Source organism: Salinispora pacifica CNR114 (genome assembly GCF_000514775.1).
Lineage (GTDB): Bacteria > Actinomycetota > Actinomycetes > Mycobacteriales > Micromonosporaceae > Micromonospora > Micromonospora pacifica.
The window spans coordinates 1-18,618 of record NZ_AZWO01000062.1 but is presented as its reverse complement, the minus strand read 5'-3'; the positions used below and the strand labels follow the sequence as shown (position 1 = coordinate 18,618).

Below are 18,618 nucleotides of genomic sequence, written 5' to 3'. Positions count from 1 at the left end.
CCGCCGTCGTCCCGTGTGGGCCGCGCTGCTGGCCGGTGTGGCCGTGCTCAGTATCGCCGCCGGCGGCACCGCCATCGCCACCAACAGCGCCAGCGAGGCCCAAGCCGACCCCGCCGCCGCCGGAAAACGATCAGACCGCAACGAGGGCTTCGTCACCACCCGCGACGGCGTCGACATCTTCTACAAAGACTGGGGCCCCCGCGACGGACGACCCGTCATCTTCAGCCACGGCTGGCCCCTGAACTCCGACAGCTGGGAATCCCAGATGATGCACCTGGCCGACAACGGCTACCGCGTCATCGCCCACGACCGCCGAGGCCACGGCCGCTCCTCCCAAACCTGGGAGGGCAACGACATGAACCACTACGCCGACGACCTCGCCACCGTCATCAAAAAGCTCAAGCTCAAAGACGCCACCCTCGTCGGATTCTCCACCGGCGGCGGAGAAGTCGCCCGCTACGTCGGCCGACACGGCACCGACCGCATCGCCCAGGTCGCCCTCGTCGGCGCCGTCACCCCACTGATGCTCAAAACCCCCGACAACCCCAACGGCGTACCCATCGACGTCTTCGACGGCCTCCGCGAAGGCTCCCTCGCCGACCGCTCCCAGCTCTACCGCGACCTCGCCAACGGACCCTTCTTCGGCGCCAACCGCCCCGACGCCCAGGTATCGCAGGGCATGAAGGACACCTTCTGGCTCCAGAGCATGCAGGCCGGCCACAAGGCCGCCTACGACTCGATCAAAGCCTTCTCCGAAACCGACCTCACCGAAGACCTCACACGCTTCGACGTACCCACCCTCATCATCCACGGCGGCGACGACCAGGTCGTACCGATCGAGAACTCCGCCAAGGAAGCCCACGAAATCGTCACCGACTCCACCCTCAAGATCTACCCCGACGGCCCCCACGGCATCACCGACACCCACAAGCAGCAGCTCAACAACGACCTACTCACCTTCGTCAACAGCCTCTGACAACCCAGAAAGTAGGCCGGCCGCACACCCAACGTGCGGTCGGCCCGCCCCGCACCACTCACCGCCCACGCCCAGTACCGGACGGACCCGCGCCAACCGCCACGACGGCGACGCCCACCGCGCCGCCAAACAACGAGAAGGACTCACTGATGTCCATCACGGCCACCAACCAGGCCACGTACGCCATCGACGGCCACGTTGGCCCCATCCTGCAGCAGACCCTCGTTGACCTGCTCGACCTCACCCTCCTCGCCAAGCAGGCGCACTGGAATCTGACCGGACCCCGCTTCCTGCCCCTACACCAGCAACTCGACGCCCTCGCCGACGCGACACGCGAACACGCCGACACCATCGCCGAGCGAGCCGCGACCATCGGCACCGCGCCAGACGGACGCAGCAACACGATCGCCGCCACCAGCCGGCTACCCCAACTCGACAGCGGCGCCCTACGAGACGACACCGTGATCAAGAGGATCACCGAAATCCTCTCCACCACCGCCGCCGGGCTCCACCAGGCGATCGAGGCCACCGCCGACGACCCCATCACCCAGGACCTACTCATCACCACCGGCCACACCATCGAACAACAGGCCTGGCTCTTCCGCTCACAACGGTGAGCTGTCACCACGTCCGGTAGGAGTTCGTTTCTGAGCGTGGGTGAAGCCCGCTCGCGTCCACACAAGCACTGACGGCGACGCGGAAGATCAGAGGCGGCAACCGAAGAAACCACTGGTCGGGCACCTACTATGTGGTGCCCGACCAACGTGCGTGGAAGCGATGAACCACCCTCAGCTACTCAACGAACGTCGATCTCCCACAACGAGTAGCCCCACATGGTGCCACGTTGGTCGAACACGAGCCGGACGTATCGAGCATCCGCCGATCTCACGTTGATCCTGACGGTGCCGCCGGTTCCGTTACTGGTGGAATAGACGGTCGTCCAGTCCGCTCCGTCAGGTGAAAGCTCGACCCGGTACCTGGTCGCGTAGGCCTCCTCCCAGATCAGCCGGACCTCGGTGACAGCCCAGACCGAATCAAGGTCGATTCCCAACCACTGCGGATCGTCATTCCACTCACTGGACCAACGGGTCGTCCGGTCACCGTCGACCACGTTCTCAACCGCTAACGTGGACGTCTCCGTGCTGGAGGCGGCCGCCACCCGACCGAGGGCCAGGTTACGTTTCGTGGTGTTCGGTCGACCCGTGACCGTGGCCGACGTCGAGGTCGGTCGACCGGCGGCAGCGGGTGGCGTCTGCTCAACGCCCGCTCGTGTTGGCCCCGTCACCGGAGACATCGACGTAGCGGGCGCGGGCGTCCCGCTCGGGGGTTCGGACGCGGTCGGGGGCGCGCTCGGACTCACCGTGGGCTGCGGCGCCGCGCCTCCGGCGATGGGCGCCGGCTCCGATGACATCGTCACCTCCGCAGCCCTCGGCACGTCGCCGGCACCCGCGTCCACAGCATCCCGCAGGGCGACAACAGCACCGCCGGTGGCCGCGACAGTGGCCGCGACCAGGACTGCTCCCGCCAGCCTGCGACTACGGCGCGGGCCCCGCGCGTCAGCGCGAGCCGGTGACGATGTGGACGCAAGCACGGGCAGCGGCACGGCTTCCTCGACCGGCGCCGTCCGGGCCGGCAACGCACCGGAGGCACCCGAGATTGCGCTCCCACCGCCCGCCGAGGCCTCAGGTTCCACGGTGTCCGGGTCCGGGACCGGGACCGGGTCCGGGACCGGCTCCGGGACCGGGGTAGTGGGAGCCGCCACCGTCGTTGGCGTTGGCGGCGACACAGGCGGCGCTGTCGTGCTGTCGGGCACCGGACCCGCCGGGGTCGGATCCGGTCCAGCAACGGCGGCCGGCTCGGCCGGGACCAGGGAGGTGGACCGGAAGCCGTTTGTGGTGGGCCCCACCACCCGACGAGGTCGAGCCAGTCTCCCCCCAGGCTGGTCGCCGACTGCCGGACGCCCATCGACCCGCTGCCGCCGGGCTGCCAAGGGCGCATCCAGATAGTTCGCCAGTAGCTGCAGACTCAGCGGGTCAACGGCATCAATCTCGACCGTGATCAGCTGGTCACAGTGGATCCACTCCGGCCGCTGCGTGGCTATGGTCAGGGCCACCTGCCATTCACTCGCCAGTCGGCCGGACACGCGAAACGGCGTGCGAGCACCGGGACCACGGCCCAATAGTGCGACGCGATCAGGTGTGTCCGTTTCGCCCGCCCCCGTGGTTCCGTCACCCGTTTCCGCTACAGACCGCTTTGTTCGCAGGTCCAGCCTCCGCCGGTTCGCGCACGCCGGCTGCCATGTCACCTCCGTAACCGGTACCGCCGGCTCCCTCAGCATGTCGTCCAGATCATGGTCGGCCAGCGGATACGGGCTTTCCAGTCGTGACGGTGGCAACTCGTCGTGATCTACCTGACGCGGGCGGATGGTCGACCACCCGCCACCGTGCGGACTGCCGGTGATCACGATCGCCGGGACCTGGTCGGCGACACGCTGGCAGAACTCCATCGGCAGGTCGGTATTCGCCACGAGCAGGATCGGTCGGCCGGCTCGCTGACTATGGGCCGTGATCAGTTCGCCGAGCTCACCAGGTCCGAGCACACCCTCCTCGGTGCACACCTGACCGTCGTCATCGAGCTCGACCAAGACGCTGAACAGCCGTTCGTCGGCTTGCCACCACACCGGCGGCTCAGTCCGCGCCGGCACGAGTGCGATGTCGGGCGCTTCGGTCGAAGGTGTGTCCTCACGCGCTAGGGACTCGGCCTCCCGGGGATACAGGTCGACCCGTCCTCGTACCGGAGCCGGCAGCCGGACCAACAGCTCCCGCAACGCCCGCCGGGCCTCGCCGTCCAACGGTGCGCCCGGCACCCCAACGACGATCGCCATCCGGCCGGACTGCCAGGGCCGCTCACGCACCGCCGGGGTCGACTCTCCCGACAGCGGTGGACGAAGCCACACACCGCTCTGCACGACCTCGACCACCCACTCTGAGGTGAGTTGGTAGGCGTCCGGTTCGACCCGGGCCAGCCCGACCAGAAAGTCGACCGGCCCGGCCGGACTCGGCTGGCCGGATGGCGCGAAGGCGAGCCGCGATATCGGCGGTGCCCACCTACCGACGCCCTCCGAATCGACTACGACCGGCACCAAACGATTGTCGTGGTGCAGTGTCGGTACCCCGGCGGCCATGGTTACGGTGCACGCCCATCGCCGGGCGAGCATCTCGCACACCTGCGCGCTGACCGTCGCTCCCGGGCCATGGGGCACCACGGTCAGGCGTCCACGTAGGGCACTCGGCAGCGCGTCCGCCACTGCCATGACCGCGTCTGGGTCAGGTGCCGCAACGCCCGGCCGTCCCACCAGCAACACCGGACGGTCCGCATCCACCGGTATGGCGTACGCGGGGTCGTCCCCACCCGGAGCAGGCTGGTCGGGCGCGTCGGGGTACACCCACAGGCCCGCCGGGATCGGCGCTTGGAGCAGGCCGGCCACCGATCCGCCGTCGGCCGGGGGGTCAACGGCAGGTTGCCAGCGGGGCGCGGGAAACCGCCGGCCCACAGCCGGATCGGGCTGGCCGCCGCCGTCGGACGACGACGACGATTCTGCCCCGAACCGCCGCCAGCCCTCGTCCGCGAACAACGTGCCGCCGGGAATCGGCTCCAGGCGTCCGGCCGGCGCGAGAACCTCGAATCCCGCGTGCTCGGCCAGAACCGCCGCCGGCACCTGCCCCGAGGTGTCCGGGCTACCCCCTCCCGGCACCGCCAGCCATACCACCGCCCGTGCGGACACGACGGCCAACAGTGCGTCAGCCACGTCCCGCCAGTCGACTGACCCGCTCGGCCGTCCCAGCACCGCGACCTCACCTGGCGGCACCGGCAGTGATCGGGCCACTACCGCGAATGCCGACGGTTCGCCGACCACCGCGGCACGTTCGGAGTACCACGTCAGCGCGGACGTCCCCGAGGTCGCCGGTTTCATTGTGTTGTCGCTACCGTCCACCGCTCACGAACTCCCAACGAGTCAAATCGTCCCGGCCAAGCCATCACCCAACCCTGAGCTGCACCGCGCGCCCGCTCGCCTGGGCCTGCCACCCACCCTGGCCGCCATCCAGCTAGGCCGGATCCGTCCAGGTGCGGCGGCGAAAGTCACATCCGGAGTAGGCCTCGTAGTCGGCAAGCGTGCGCACCGGCCCGACACCGAACCGGCCTGTTGGCGGGTAGCGCAGCAGGTTGTTCACCGTCGACGGCTGGCCCGGTCGAGGACGGGCCAGCTCTTGCCACCGTTGTTGCCGACGTGGTCGGTCCAGTGCCGAGGGCGCTCGTTTCGCATGTAGTAGTGCCAGCTCAGCACCTCGGTCGGGTGAAACAGGTCGTATCCCCAGGTGTAGGCGCGGAGAGCAACCGTGATCTCCGCGCCATGGAAATAGATGTTCGGGTCGTAGGGCACCTCTCGGACAAAGGTTCCGGGTGCGAACAGGAAGCCTCCCGCCACGAACCGCGCCGGCCTCGGTGTGCCGGACAGGTCCCGGATCCTTCGCTGGGCATAGACCGGTAGCCCGTCGTTGGTCCACCTGGCCACGACGGTCTCGGACGGTACGCCCGCACCGGTGAACTCCGTCGCCGGATCGTACGTCGACGGGTAGCAGGTGATCACCGGCTTTGTGGCGCCGGTGGCGTGGGCCGTCGCGATCACCCGACACGAACACCGTCATCGGATTCCAGCCACGGATGTGATCCGCTCCGCGCACCGCGCGGTCATTCCCTCGCCTGCCGCAGGAAGTCGGCACCGAGGCGCGCCCCTGCGGGGCTGCCCGGGTTCACCAGAACGTCGGTACCGTCGGTCAGGGTGGTGGACAGCTCGGCCAGCCCGACCCGCCGCCAGTCTGGCGCGATGATTCGACGCTGGTGCGACGCGCTCGTCGCGATCATCGCGCACAGCCCGCCGTCATCGTCGCGCACCACCAACGGTCGACCGTCGCCATTGAGCGCGAGGTCCACCAGCGAGTTGCGCAGCACCGCGGCCAAGTGTTCGGGCTCGACCTCGCCGAGCAGCGTGAAACGGATGAGAGCGTCGAGCGGATCGGTCGGCGAGGCCTCGTAGCGCGGCTCGTAGTCCGGATTGGGGCGGAACTCGCCGACGGTGCCGTTCGGCAGCATCGGCCACATTCCCATCACCACCTCGAAGGGCGGCGCGTCGTCGGGGTCCTCTGGCTCCCACTCCGGGTCGGTGAGCAGGAACACCTCCTCCGCTGCCGAGGTACCGCCGGACGCAGTGGTCATGACTGTGTCCCGTCCCCGGCCGGCACGAATGCGGCCGATTGGAACAGCATCGCCAACGCTCGATGCTCGTGCGCCGCGTCCGGTGCCGGCAGCAGTGCCCCGGCGGCCCGTACGTGCGCCAGCAGGTCCGGCTCCGGCGCCAGGCCGTGCGTACGAAGGTAGTAGGTGACCGATTCCGTCCACAGCCAACGTCCGTCGGTGCGGTAGCTCATCGGTACCACCGCTCCGCGCTCCGGCTCGACCACGTCGGACAGCGTCCCGGCGGTACCCAGCACCGGAGCGCCCGCCTCCAGGTAGGCGGTGACCTGCTCACGATCCGCGCCGTCCAGCCGTTCGTGGCCGGACTCGAACCGGGCGCCGTCCGCGTCGACCACGTCGAAGACCCGGGCGATCCGCGGGGGCGGCGGCTCGTCTGCCATCCACAGCAGCGCCCCGGAGCTGCGGGCCGCGCGTGCGTAGGACGGGAGATCCGCACCGGATCGATACACCTCGACCTGCGGCATGTCCAGGTCCGCGGCCAGCGCGCGGATCATCACGGCCGCGATCGCCGCCGGCGGCCCGGATGCCTCCAGCACGTAGACCCGGGTCGGTGGTACCGCGGACGAGGCCCGCTGGGGCGCCGTACGCCAGGAACGCCACAGCGCCACCGCCCCTGTCTGCTCCCGCGCCGCCCGGATCGCCAGGTGGTCGATCTGGTCGGCGAGGTCCCGGCCGACCAGATCGAGCAGCGGCGGTACGGCGGTACCGAAGGTCTGCGGGTCCGGCAGTGCGGGTGCGAAGGTGTACGCCGGTTCCATGGGGTCGTCGGGCCGGGGCGTGAGTACCGTGCCGGTGTCGGCCAGCCGCAGCCGGAGCTCGACCAGCATCGCGTCCGGTATCCGGCCACCGAGGCGCAGCAACGCGGTGTGAAGCTCGGCTTGATCGCTCATCACCGTCATCCTTCTGAGTGGCGCTGTGATCGTCGCAGTGGAGTCGGCAACCGTGCCCGGTCGGCTGGCAGGCTTGCCCCTACGACCCCTCACCCGATCCCGTTCTTACCTCGACCGAGGCGCGGATGGTGAAGGGCGGGACCGGTCCGTGTGCGTCGTACCGGCCGTGAATTTCAGTGGGCAGCGGCAGGACTCGGCATCGCGGGGCGGAACAACGCAGCCAGGACCCGATGTTCGGCCACCTCATCCACCTCGGGGGGCCGGAAGTCGGCACGCCGAATGTGATCCAACAGTTCAGCCGCCGGAGCCAGGCCGTACGTGCGGAGATAGTAGGTGACGGTGTCGGTCCACACCCACACACCGTCGGTTCGATAGGACATCGGCACGACGGCACCACGATCGGGCGCCACCACGTCACTCTCCCGTCGGGTCGTCGTCAGAACCGCCCAACCGGAATCCAGGAAGGCGGCGACCCGCTCCTGCTCGACGCCATCGAGACGAGGATGGTCCGGGGCGAACCACGGCCCGGCCGCCGGGTCGACGCCGTCGAAGACCGGGGCGACAGCGATCGGGTACGCCTCGGCGGCTGTCCACAGCAACGCGGCGGACCCCCGCGCCTGCATCTGGTACGCGGGCAGTTCATCGCCTGCCGCGTACACCTCGACAAGCGGCTGGGCGATACCCACCGTACTGAGTTCCTGCTGCGCCATGGCCGTAACCACGGGTAGGTAGTCCGCGGGCACGTCAGCGGCCAGGACGAAGACCCGCGCCGCTGTTCTGCCGGTACCGCTGGACGCATCGAAACGCCAGGCCCGCCACAGCGCGGTCACACCGGGTACCTGGCTCAGGGCCTCGGTCGCTGCCCGGTCCAGCTCGTCGGTCAGCACGCCGACAGTCTCAGGTGGGGCAGCCGTCAGATCCAGCAGCGGCGGCGTCGCTCCCGAGGCGAAGGCCGGATCCTCCCCCAGAGCCGGCTGGAACGTGAAGGACGTCCGTTCCTGTCGGCCCTGGCCTATGTTGGACAGCGCGCCGACGCGATCCGGCTCCACGGCCGCGATCAGGGCAAGCTCCTCCTCGGTGAGGACCAGCCCAGCGTTTGCGGCAACTGCGGCAACCGTCCGGGTGACATCGACCATCCGACCCTCGGCCAGCGCATACCGCGCCTCGGAGATCGTGTGGTCGGGCGCGTGGCCGGCCACGCGCAGGAGAAGCCGATGCAGCTCCGGCCCTGGACCGACCGTACGAAACTCAGGCACCGCACCATTCGACCACGGCCGTTACCGCTGATCGACGATTCAGTCCCGGGCTTTCCCCTCGTGTCACCGACTGGTGGTACGCGGGGGCACCGACGGTCACGGCCTTCACCGCCAATCAGCCGAAAGGCGGTCGAGGAGGTCAGCGGCGTCAGGTGGTGGACCGGGCTGGCCGTGGGGACCCTAACGGGGGTCCTTGCGCTTGCCATGCGGGTCGGAGGCCCGGTAGCCGTGCCACTCGTTGTCGTCGTAGTACTCCCACTGGCTAGTCTCGGGATTCCAGTAGAACTGGCGGCCGTGGTTGTCTGCGTAGACAGGGGGACCGTGGTCGGAGACGTAGACCGGGTCCGTGTTCGCGGGTGGTGGAGCGGGGTCCGCCGCGGGTGCGGCCTGCGGCGGAATGTCGTAGGTAATGGGTGCAGTGCTGTAGGTAACCCGCGGCGGTTGGGACCCGGACGCGCTGCTGGGTCCTGCGTGGCTGGCTCCGGCCGGCTCGTAGTCCATGGCGTCGGAATCAGGCGGGATGTACATCTGCCGGCCGAGGTCGTCGTCGTAGTACGTGGAGTTGTCGTCGTAGTACATGGAGTTGGTGTCGTCGTAAACGGAGTCGGTGGCTACGGGCGTGAGATATGCGTCCGGCGCTTCCTCATCGATGGGGCTGGGCTGGGGGGTATTGACGTCGTTGACCGGGCCGTAGCGCTTGTCCAAGTGCTGCTGCAGACTCTTGCGTGGCATGTGTAGGTAGTCAGCGATGCTCTGCATGCTGTACTGCTGCCGGGCGGCGGCGAGGGCCTCATTGAGTGCGGATGGGATGTCGCGAGCCTTCAGAGTCGATTTACTCTGCGACTTCTCGATGTGCTTCCAGCCCTGGTAGAAGTCGGTGCCGCGCATAACGTCGCGCAGGGAGGAACGGCCGATGTCGTCGATGTCGGGGCGCTTCTTGAACTTGCCGGCGCCCTTGCTGGTCGTGGAGGACACTGTTGAGTCGTGGCGGCCGCTGCGGGACGCAACCCGTCGCGTGGCACTGTCGCGGCCGTCGCGGCGCTCATGGCCGTCCTTGTCCCGGACCATCCGGTAGACAGTGCCCCGGCTGGCCCCGGACGCCTCGACGATTTCGGCCTGCGACACGCCACGGGCCTCGTGGAACTTGAACCGTGCGGCGACCCGCTCAGGATCACGGTCCCGCCACACCGCTGCCAGTTCCGCGCGCTCGACCTCGTTGAGCACACGCTGGGCTGCGCGGGAACTGTGAGACTTTTCTTTGCCGGTGCCGAGAGTGCGGTTCCGCGTGCCCGCGGTGAAGTCGAGGGCACGCTTCCCGCTCACCATCTTGTTCGATTCTTGGTCGAACGCGCTCTCGGAGTCCGAGGCGGTGACGTAGCCCCGGTTGGGGGCGTCTCCCACCGGTATCACCTTCTCGGGTCCGTTGTTGTCGACGGCGTCATGGGGTGGTGCTTGACGGGAAAGCGCGGACACACTCATCATTCGTTGGGCCTCGCCCCTGATGACATCCTCCAGGTAATTGCCCACCCCGCCCTGAGGGTCGCGTATGGTGTGCGGAAGGTAGGACACCAGCGAACGAATCGACTCGAGATAGTAGTTGCCGTAGTTGTCGTCGAAGTCGACGGGGAAATTTTTCTTCCGATGATGGTTGAGGGCCGCCCAACATCCCAGACAGGGCCGATACTTACCCATGATCAGGTAGGGACCCTCGATGTCCGATGGCCGCAGACCGGCGCGATGCACGGCCAGCAGTAGTTTCTGCTCGGCGTGGATCGAGTTGGCATCGCTGTCCGAATGCTCCAGAACGATGACGGCACCCATCTTTTCGCTATTGGTGAGGAGGTAGTTCAACCACAGCCGACTCTCGTCGTCAGTCGGAGCGGCGTCCGCGAGCTGGACGTCTCGGTTGGCGCGCATCGCCCTGGCCGTGTCGTTGTCGCGGACTCCCCTGAACGCCTCATTGATTTTTTCCTCACTGCGTCTCAGCCGCCCGACATACTCGTCGGCATCCTGCGGCGCCAAATGCTTTCGCCGGCTGCTGTCGCTCTGCGAAATGCTCAGCAGCTGCTCCAAAGGTGTGACCTTTTTGCTTTCTGCCGAAAATTTCACCTTGCTGATCAGGCCGGCGGTGGCGTTAAAGTTGGTGGCGAAGACCAGACGTCCATTGATCAACATCCCCTGCACCTCGAGATCCTTGGGAAGTCTCTCAGGGTGCTTGCTCTGCTCGCGCAGCTGGCGGAACACGTCATGCAGCTTGAAGCTGAGATGAGAGAGCGTCTGAGCCGCCCTCTCGGCACTCTTGTCCCGGGCGAACCGCAGCCGGAATTGGTCCCCTGCCCGCCCGTACTGGCCACCCCCGTAGGACAGGGTAAACTCTTTGGCAGCCTGATCGATATCTTCGATCAGACTCTTTTTGGATCGCTTCTTGTCCGAGGATGTGGCCGGTTTCTTGCTCGACGATCCAAAGGGAATGGCATCGGCAATGTTCGGAGATTCGGCACTGGTGTGGCGGGTGGGGTATTCGTAGTGGTGGTGAACCCTGGTAATGGGAGGGTGGCCGGCGGTGCGACGCCAGGTGCCAGGGCGGGTGCGGTCGAGTTGCGGGTGACCAGTGGAGGTGTAGGTGGTGGCAGCGGCAAAGATGCGGCCGGTGGCGGTGACCCAGGCGGTGTCAGGGGATGCGCTGACAGCGGTGATGTCGGCTTGACCGGACAGGCGGAGGTCGTAGTCGCGCTGCCCGGTCTCGCAGGCGACGAGAACAACATCCTTACCGTGGGACCGGGTGTCAGCGGTGATGAGGGCGGCGAGGTGTTCGGGCGTGACGAGTTCGTTGCCGACGACGATGCCGTCGGGGGTGCCCTCGGCAAAGACCAGATATTCGTCGGATTGGGGTGGGTAATTGAGGGCGACACGCATTTTGTCGGCCTGGTCGGGATCGAGCAGGGCGAGTCCGGCGGGAACGTAGGTGACCGGCGGTGATGCGGTGTGGGTGCCCGAATCGGTGGTGGCGGCCCGCTCGGTGGCGCCCGGGGCCTCAGGGTCCGTGGGCCGCTCTCCGGTGGGCTCCTCGGGAATGGGCCGGTCAGGCGGCGTCGCCTTCACCACCTCGACGTCGTCCGCAAGGACGTGGTGTCGGCTTGCCACCCCTGGTGATGCCGGGTCACGCTCGGTCTGGCCCGGTTCCGGCGGGACCAGCGGCGGCCGGTCCACCTCAGTATCCGACCGGTCAGCCTCGGCGCGGCTTGGCGTGGGGTCGACATCGGCCCGGCGATCCGGGGTGGCCTGCAGTGTGTTAACCGGGGATGCGACAGGCTGATGCGCCACGGTGACAGCGTCGGGGTCAGCCGACGGTTCGATGATGCTGGGCCGTGAGTCGTCGACTGCCTTGATTCTGTCGCTGGCGGAATGGAAGGCACCCGCCGTGACGGACTCGGTCCGGTCCGGGTGCGTGCGGGATCCCGGATTCCCGACGGGTCCCTGGAGCGTCCGGCCGTCGGCGAGCTGGACGCGGGCGTGCTCGCGGGTCAGATCCGGGATCGAACTGACGTCGCCAGGCCGGTGTGACGCACCCGGGGTGCCAACGATTGTGCTTGGTGTGGCCGTCGGGGTGGCGCGGCCGTTCGGTTCGTTGTGACTGACTGTCGGCGAAACCCGCGCGTCAGTGGTGGTGGCCGGGGGAGGAGTGGTGGTGGCTTGGTAATGATCGTGATGCCGGTGAATGGTGATCAGGGGGGCGTCGTCAGGGCCGACGGTCTGGACGTGATCCGGTGTGTGGATGCGGATACGGGAGCCCAGTGCGGAGGCGAGTAGGCCGATGTATGCCTCGCCGACATCGCGGTGCCAATGTTGCTCCCAGTGTTGTACAGCCTTGGTGAGCTCGGCGAACTCGTCGGGGTCAGCTGGTCTGGCCGGGTCGAGCAGGTGCACCGTCAGCTGGCCGCGCTGTACCTGCTCAGACAGGTCGCGCAGGGGGATGTCCTGGTGAGTGCTGAGGAAGTCGAACATCTGCTGCGCTGACAGGGATCCGTCCGCAAGGTCACGTGCTGGGGTGCCGTCAGCGGCGGGCTTGAGGGGCACCTCCTGTTCCGCGATGGTTCGGGCACTCGCGTGGTCGGTGCCGTTGGCGGTCAGGCCGGCGGTCCGGTGGTGCACGTACAGGTCGCGTAGGTGGGCCACGGGGAGCAGACTGGGATCACGCAGGCTGGTGATTCCCGCCGCGTGGAGCCGGTTGAGGACCGTGGCCTGATCCAGGGAGTCGACGGTGGCGTGGAGTGTCTGATTGCGGTTTCCCCGATATGCCTGCAGGGCCACGGTCGGCACGTTCGCCGGACCCAGCGTGATCAGGTGGCGTTCAACGAGTTGACGTAGACGCTCGGCCGCCTGCCCCAACTCGGTGGACTGCGGTACGAGCTCCCGTGTGTCCCGCGTCTCGGGGCTGCTCTGCTCGGTGAGCTGGGTACGGACCAACTCCGGGTCGGCCAGCCAGGCACGTAGGGCCGGGGTGGCGAGACCCGCCGAAGCCAACCTCTCCCCCACCAGACCGGGGTCACTACCGATAACCGCATACAGCTGACATCGACCATCACCAGGAGTAGCCAACAACGACGGCCGCACTACCGATGGAGTAGCAGGCACCGGATCAGCGGCAGTCTCCGCACCATCCGGCCCACCATCGGCGGGTGCGGAGACGGTGTCCTCCGCTACGTCGCTGACGGCCGGCGCGGGTGCGGAGGCGCCGGGCTCGATCGTCGGGGTGCCGCCCGCCGCAGGGGACAACTGCGCCCCCTCGGTGGGCGGTGGACTTGACAAAGCATCGGTCGAGGTCTGAGCCCCCCTTTTGGGAGCTGATGGCTCAGCGTTGGTGAGATAAGTCGTCTCCTGCGTCGCGGCGGTGGGCTGAGCCTCCTCGGTCCCAGTGGTGTCCTCAGCCGTGTGCACAGAGTCGGTGTGGGGTGCGGCGGGACGCAGCGTGTCGAGTTGGCGTTCATGGGCCTGATAGGCATCCCACCACTTGGATTCAGCATCGGCGGCCTCTTGTTCGGCAGCTTTCAGGAGGTCAGCGTCTGTGGCCTTTTGAGCTTTCAACCCGTCCCTGCGATTGACTGCCTTGGTCCACTTCTTACTACTCTCGGCCAAACTTTTGGCTGATTCTTTGAGTTCCGGCGGTAGCACGATGTCAGTATGTTCACGTGCTGCCTCGTCGTTCATCCGCAGGATCACGGCGTCGTCGATTCGAAGCATGACGCCCGCACGCTTTCGTGACGTGGGTGGGTTGAGGCGGTGCTGGTGTGTACGACGGGCGGAAGGTTGGAGCCGTTTTCGTGGGCGGTGCACATGCACAGGGAGAGCGACCAGGGAGAATTCCAACGAATAGGAAAGACCCCAGACAAGCGTGTCATCCTCTGGGGTGGACGATGGCTGGGCGGTCGTCTTGTATTTTTCTGGCGTCGCACTGGCCTCGTATCGCTGGCTGTCAGCCGTCGCGTAGTGACGCCTCTCCACTGGCATACCCCCCCTCCCGTCCTCGCGAACGCCGAGTAGGCCGCGCGTTTTTACCAGATAGGTGCTCCCGGACTTGTGCGTCACCTTCTGGGAGCGCTCACCCTTCAAGGAATTCTTGATAGCGACATCCGTGTTGGCGCCAGCGAACCTCGGTCGCCCTACCACCCGGGCGTCCAGGAAGAGCTTCCGGTTTGTCTGGTGGGGCAGCGGGATCAGGAACAGGCCAGCCAGCATGGCTGGCAGCCCAGCCTTCAGGTTGGTGGTGTTGATCGCGGCGCGTAGCGTGGCCTGGGTGGTGGCGTCGACGGTAACGCCGGATTTGGTCAAGGCCAGCTCGGCCGCGTCGTGCAGTTCAGCCATATCCAGAAACACGTGCTCGACCGCGTATTGCGAGGGCTCTGGCAGGCTCTTGTTACGCCATTCACTGCGAGCGGAGTCGGTGAGCTCGTTGCTCGGCAGTATGCCCTTGTCACCGGCGACTCCGACCTGGCCGTTGATCCGCGAACTGTACGGCGACACGCGAAGTGTCAGTGGACGAACCTCCCTGAGGACCGCGCCCGCTTTGGGTAGCTCGCGACCGGTCACAGTGATGCTGAGGACGATGTCGGTACCGAAGGTGGCGACTGGCCCCTCCACGGCCAGAGACTGAGAATATTTCAGAGTGTCAGCGTCGGAGTACTCTTTTTCGCGGGCACCCCAATTCGCGGAGGTGGCCGCTCCCGCCCCACCCAGCACTCTGACTGGGTCAGAGTGCTGCTGCGCTTCCGGGCTTTGACCTTCAACGTGTATCCCCCGCCCCCTCAGCATGAGGGATACCGATGCCTCCGTAAGGCTGCGAGTGGTGACGTCGGTGAGGGTCATTTTTGTTTTATCACTGACAGTAAGCTTGTCGACGTGCACGATTCCCTTGAATTCAGGCTCACTCACCATCGACGCTGTAACCGTCATCTGATAGGTGTGTCCCCGGCCTCGCCCGTCCAGGCGAAGCAGCAGGCTCCGGCCACCGTTGAGGGCGCTGGTGATGTGACTGTCGGCGTGGCTCAGGAAGGTCTGCAACATCCGTACGTTGTCGTGTGGTGCATCCAGCGAGGACTCCGGCAGCAGCGCCTGCGCCACCCGCGTACCGCGGGTTCCGCCGATCGCGTTCGTAATCGCACGTCGCACGGCACCGATATGACTGCTCAGGTCTAGAGTGCGATCTAGGCCGCCGATTCCGAATGACGGTCTGCCGGGAATACCAATCATCGCGGGCAACGTGATGGTGCGGTTAGTCGGAACCGAGGGCTGGGCACGGTCCGTAGCGTTGTCTCGACGGTCGCGCTCGTGTGGATCGGCCTGCACGGCGTTGTCCGACAGATATCGCGTTTGTCGCTCGACCTCGGCCAGCTGGCCAGAATACGCTTTGTCGTCGTCCCCGAGTTCCCGCGCCTGCCTCTCGGTCATCCACATCAGGAGTGAGTCGCGCAAGGTGAAGCTCTGCCCTGCCCGCTGGATCGGACTGTCGGGCAGCACTTCCAGCACATCCAGGTTGCCTCGACGCCGGGTTTCCGCGACTACATCCACGCCCACGTCAAGTTGCACCAACACCCGACGTTCTGGTCTGCCGCTTACCTCGAGTTTCGATGAACCTGAGATGTTGTGCTCGTACTTTTGGCCGCGCGCGAATTGCAGGAAGGTTCCCGACATGACAAAGAAACCGCTTGCGGTGACGCGGCCTACATTCGGATCGCCGGCTGGTCCGCGCACCACGCCCACCGGCGTAATCGACAAGCTTCCGCCCCACGAGCGAGCCTGCTTGGCGCCACTGCTGGAGCCACCCGCGAGAACATCCTTGACGGTGTGGAACTCGATTGGCGCCTGCACCCGGGGGTTGTGGGGCCTCAGTCGAATCTTGACCTCGGCGTAAGCATCCGCCCGGCGGCGGCCGTAGGTGAGCTGGGACAGCGACAGCGGTGTGCTGAACAGCTCGCTACCACCCGTCAACTGGTCTGGCGCCAACGACTGGGAGATCAGGGTGGAAATCGACCCGTCTGCGAAACTCCAGATGGGGTCATTGGTAGCCCGCGTCAGGGTCTCCTTGACCCCCTCGAGCAGTTGAGCCGATCCGAGGAACGTCTCGACGAGGCTGCCGTCCAGCTTGTACGGGTACCCACCTGATATCTCCCTCAATGCCGGTGGATTTGTCATCCACTCCCTGTCGACCGGTTCCGGCGCTGGCGCGGATGGCGGCGGGCTCAGTGTGACCCGGTGCTCGGGCACCAGCAGGCGCAGTTCCAACTGGTGTTCCTTGGACGGCAGGGCACCGGAAACGACGGTCGGGACGTGGAGACCGGGCCAACCGGGCGTCAGGAGTAGTCTGCTCGGGTTGGGCCGCACGCTGGATTCGAAGGTTGTCGTCACGGTCAGGGTGGCCGCGAATTCGCGCATCGACGCCTCTGCGAGCCCGCCATCCTCTTTAAGATCCGGTGCGCGCGCAATCTCAAACTCGTGACGACGCTTGACGCCGACATCATGGCCACTGCTCGCGGTGTACCCGACACGCGGGCCGACAATACCGACCGGGAAGGCCGGGCCGAGCACCGCGATGAGCCGGGCATCAACTCCTATGGAAGAAGCCCAACTCTTATCCTTACTGACAATGACGTCGTCCTTCGCCGCACGATTCTCGGTAGCTCCTGACACCTTTTGGCTCAGAATTTCGCCGTCGGATAAGCTGGAAAGCTTACCTTTGATCACCACGACCGTGGTGTAGTCGTGCAGCTTGCCATTCATCGTTAGCGGGATCTCCAGCCCGGGCCCGACAATCCGGTCCAACATAAATCGTAGTTGACGATTCGAAAGCTGGGCTTCAATATCTTCCCGACGCGATAAGATCGCCTGGACGGGTCCGGTCAGCCCCTGAGCCAACTCCGGATCGCCGAACTGCCGGACAAATGCTTTCTTATTTAGAGCAGGGATTAGACGCTTCGTCATCGGCACATTCCGTAATGCGCGGATCACACTTCTCCTTAGCTGATCACCACCATCTAGATCGTCAATGTAGGCCCCTCCGAAGGAGCGTCCCTGCTCAATAGGCGCTGGCGCGAAGTGCGTACGGCGGTCACCCGTGCGCCCCTGCCACTCGGTCGGTTCGCTATCCAGCGAAGTACCCCGCACCCGATCCTTGGTCGTCCACTGCACCGTCGTGACGGCCCCGTCCAGCCTTTGAGCTGGCCTTCCAATAAGACGCACTTCCAGGTCATAGACAGTTCGGTAGCGAACGGCTGAGCCTTTGACCTTCACCTTCTGGCGCCCGACTCTCGTAGCCGCCACCTTCTGCTCGGTCGGCTCGGTGCGCGAGACCGTCACCCTCGGCCCGACGACGTACATCAGTGGCCCCGCCACACCACCGCCACCACCGGTCAACATCGCCGCCCACGGCCGGTCGGCGACTTGGCTGTCGGTGTTCTCGCCGGCCAGCTTGAAGCCATCTTCATACTTGACGCCGTCCGCAGTCCCGAGAGACCGCACCTGCCTGGCCACAAGCCGTACCTGCAGGGCGCTGCCACGCCCCGGGAAGACACGGCGCCATAGATTACGCTCGGCAGGCGTACGCAGCAGCGGCTCTGAAGTGACCCAACCTTCCTCGGCCCTGTCAGCGCCGACTGTTGTTGCGTCAGCGACAGGAAGCTTGTCTCTGGACAAGAACTGCTTGAGTACACTCCGGCCTGGCGCCCCTACGCGAACAATGTCCCCCAGCCCTTCCTTTTGGAGAATTTCCGCGACCTGCTTGAAGTGCGTGCCGCGATCTGGGTCGGAATGAACGACGACGCTCTCCACACCGAACCTCTTGGGCAGGGCGGTGGGCACCCTTGCAGGAAGGGGATCCGGTCCTGGTTCTGGAACAGCCAGTTTGGTCGGCACCCGCAACGGGACGATGCCCCTCGCCGTGACCTTCCCCGGCCCATCTGAGAACGCGCGATTCTCGGACGGCCGAGCATCGATTGTCTGCCCGGCGGACCCTTGCAGAGAGGCATAGATCACAGCCGGAACAGTGACCTCAATTTGATCCTCCACCTCAACGACGGTAGTCGCTTTGAAGCTCGTTTTGCTGGTCCTGGAGTTCGTCGATCTTGGCGCGGTCGGAATGGACATCCCCCCAGTAACCAGAGCACTGGGAATAAACGAAACGAAGAACTTTGGATCTACATGCGGATAATGATCTAGCTTCACTGAGCGCGAGTGGGATCCGTCCGACTTACTTTCTGCCTTCGGACCTTCCTTCGCCTTTTTCTCAGGCTTGATGCCGTCCCAATCAAACCGAGCGGTGACCGTCAACTCGGCAGCTTCCCCGCCAATACGAACAGGGTATGAATACCCCTCACCAAGAAACCTGCCAAAATCATCCTGTACGTCTCGGTCCAGTTCCTTCAACACCGACTGCGACATTCCTGGCGCCAACAACTCTAGCTCACGAATAAGGCTTGTGTCATGATCGATAGTGACGGATCGGAACTGCGCAGCCGGACCCAGGGCTTCGCTCCGACGCAAATAGTCAGGCAGAGCACTACGCAACTTATCCGGCGACAGGACCGTTGGAGAATTGCCGTTCCCGCTGTCAGTTTTCTGTTCGGCCTCGGCCTTGAAATCAGCCTCCGACTCGGACCTGGACTCAGGCGCGGGCTCCGCCTTCGACTCAGGC

Annotated in this window: 7 protein-coding genes and 1 pseudogene; 2 read left to right on the top strand and 6 right to left on the bottom strand. The window is 66.0% G+C overall.

Annotated elements, in window-relative coordinates; all coding sequences use genetic code 11:
* A partial coding sequence (locus B118_RS0124010) for an alpha/beta fold hydrolase (RefSeq protein WP_028188370.1) occupies nt 1–976 on the top strand: 976 nt, incomplete at its 5' end.
* A gap of 149 nt (nt 977–1,125) precedes the next feature.
* Entirely contained in the window at nt 1,126–1,593 is a 468-nt protein-coding gene (locus B118_RS0124005) for a Dps family protein (RefSeq protein ID WP_018812058.1), read from the top strand.
* 179 nt (nt 1,594–1,772) lie between these two features.
* On the opposite strand, the gene B118_RS0124000 is transcribed toward B118_RS0124005, so the two are convergent.
* The 6 genes and pseudogenes from B118_RS0124000 to B118_RS0123975 form a co-directional block, all read right to left on the bottom strand.
* Nucleotides 1,773–4,970, bottom strand: a complete 3,198-nt coding sequence (locus tag B118_RS0124000) for a discoidin domain-containing protein (RefSeq protein WP_028193600.1) — start codon at nt 4,968–4,970, stop codon at nt 1,773–1,775.
* 112 nt (nt 4,971–5,082) lie between these two features.
* Nucleotides 5,083–5,666, bottom strand: a pseudogene (locus tag B118_RS29150) (GlcNAc-transferase family protein); the annotation flags it as partial.
* A gap of 59 nt (nt 5,667–5,725) precedes the next feature.
* A complete protein-coding gene (locus B118_RS0123990; RefSeq protein WP_028185609.1) occupies nt 5,726–6,250 on the bottom strand; it encodes a type VII secretion system-associated protein in 525 nt (174 codons plus the stop codon).
* A complete protein-coding gene (locus B118_RS0123985; protein ID WP_028193599.1) occupies nt 6,247–7,179 on the bottom strand; it encodes a hypothetical protein in 933 nt (310 codons plus the stop codon). Before B118_RS0123985 ends, B118_RS0123990 begins: the two co-directional genes overlap by 4 nt.
* Nucleotides 7,180–7,352: 173 nt before the next feature.
* Nucleotides 7,353–8,435 (bottom strand): hypothetical protein, encoded by a 1,083-nt coding sequence (locus tag B118_RS0123980; RefSeq protein WP_028185610.1) that lies wholly within the window; start codon nt 8,433–8,435, stop codon nt 7,353–7,355.
* Nucleotides 8,436–8,615: 180 nt separating this feature from the next.
* Nucleotides 8,616–16,364: a hypothetical protein gene (locus B118_RS0123975; protein ID WP_028193598.1), complete on the bottom strand. Its 7,749-nt coding sequence runs from the start codon at nt 16,362–16,364 to the stop codon at nt 8,616–8,618.
* Nucleotides 16,365–18,618 lie beyond the last annotated feature (2,254 nt).

Bases quoted from the DNA above. Each gene is read 5' to 3' on its own strand.
- B118_RS0124005 (WP_018812058.1), top strand. From the start codon at position 1,126: ATGTCCATCACGGCCACCAACCAGGCCACGTACGCCATCGACGGCCAC.
- B118_RS0123990 (WP_028185609.1), bottom strand. From the start codon at position 6,250: ATGACCACTGCGTCCGGCGGTACCTCGGCAGCGGAGGAGGTGTTCCTG.
- B118_RS0123985 (WP_028193599.1), bottom strand. From the start codon at position 7,179: ATGAGCGATCAAGCCGAGCTTCACACCGCGTTGCTGCGCCTCGGTGGC.
- B118_RS0123975 (WP_028193598.1), bottom strand. From the start codon at position 16,364: ATGCGCGAATTCGCGGCCACCCTGACCGTGACGACAACCTTCGAATCC.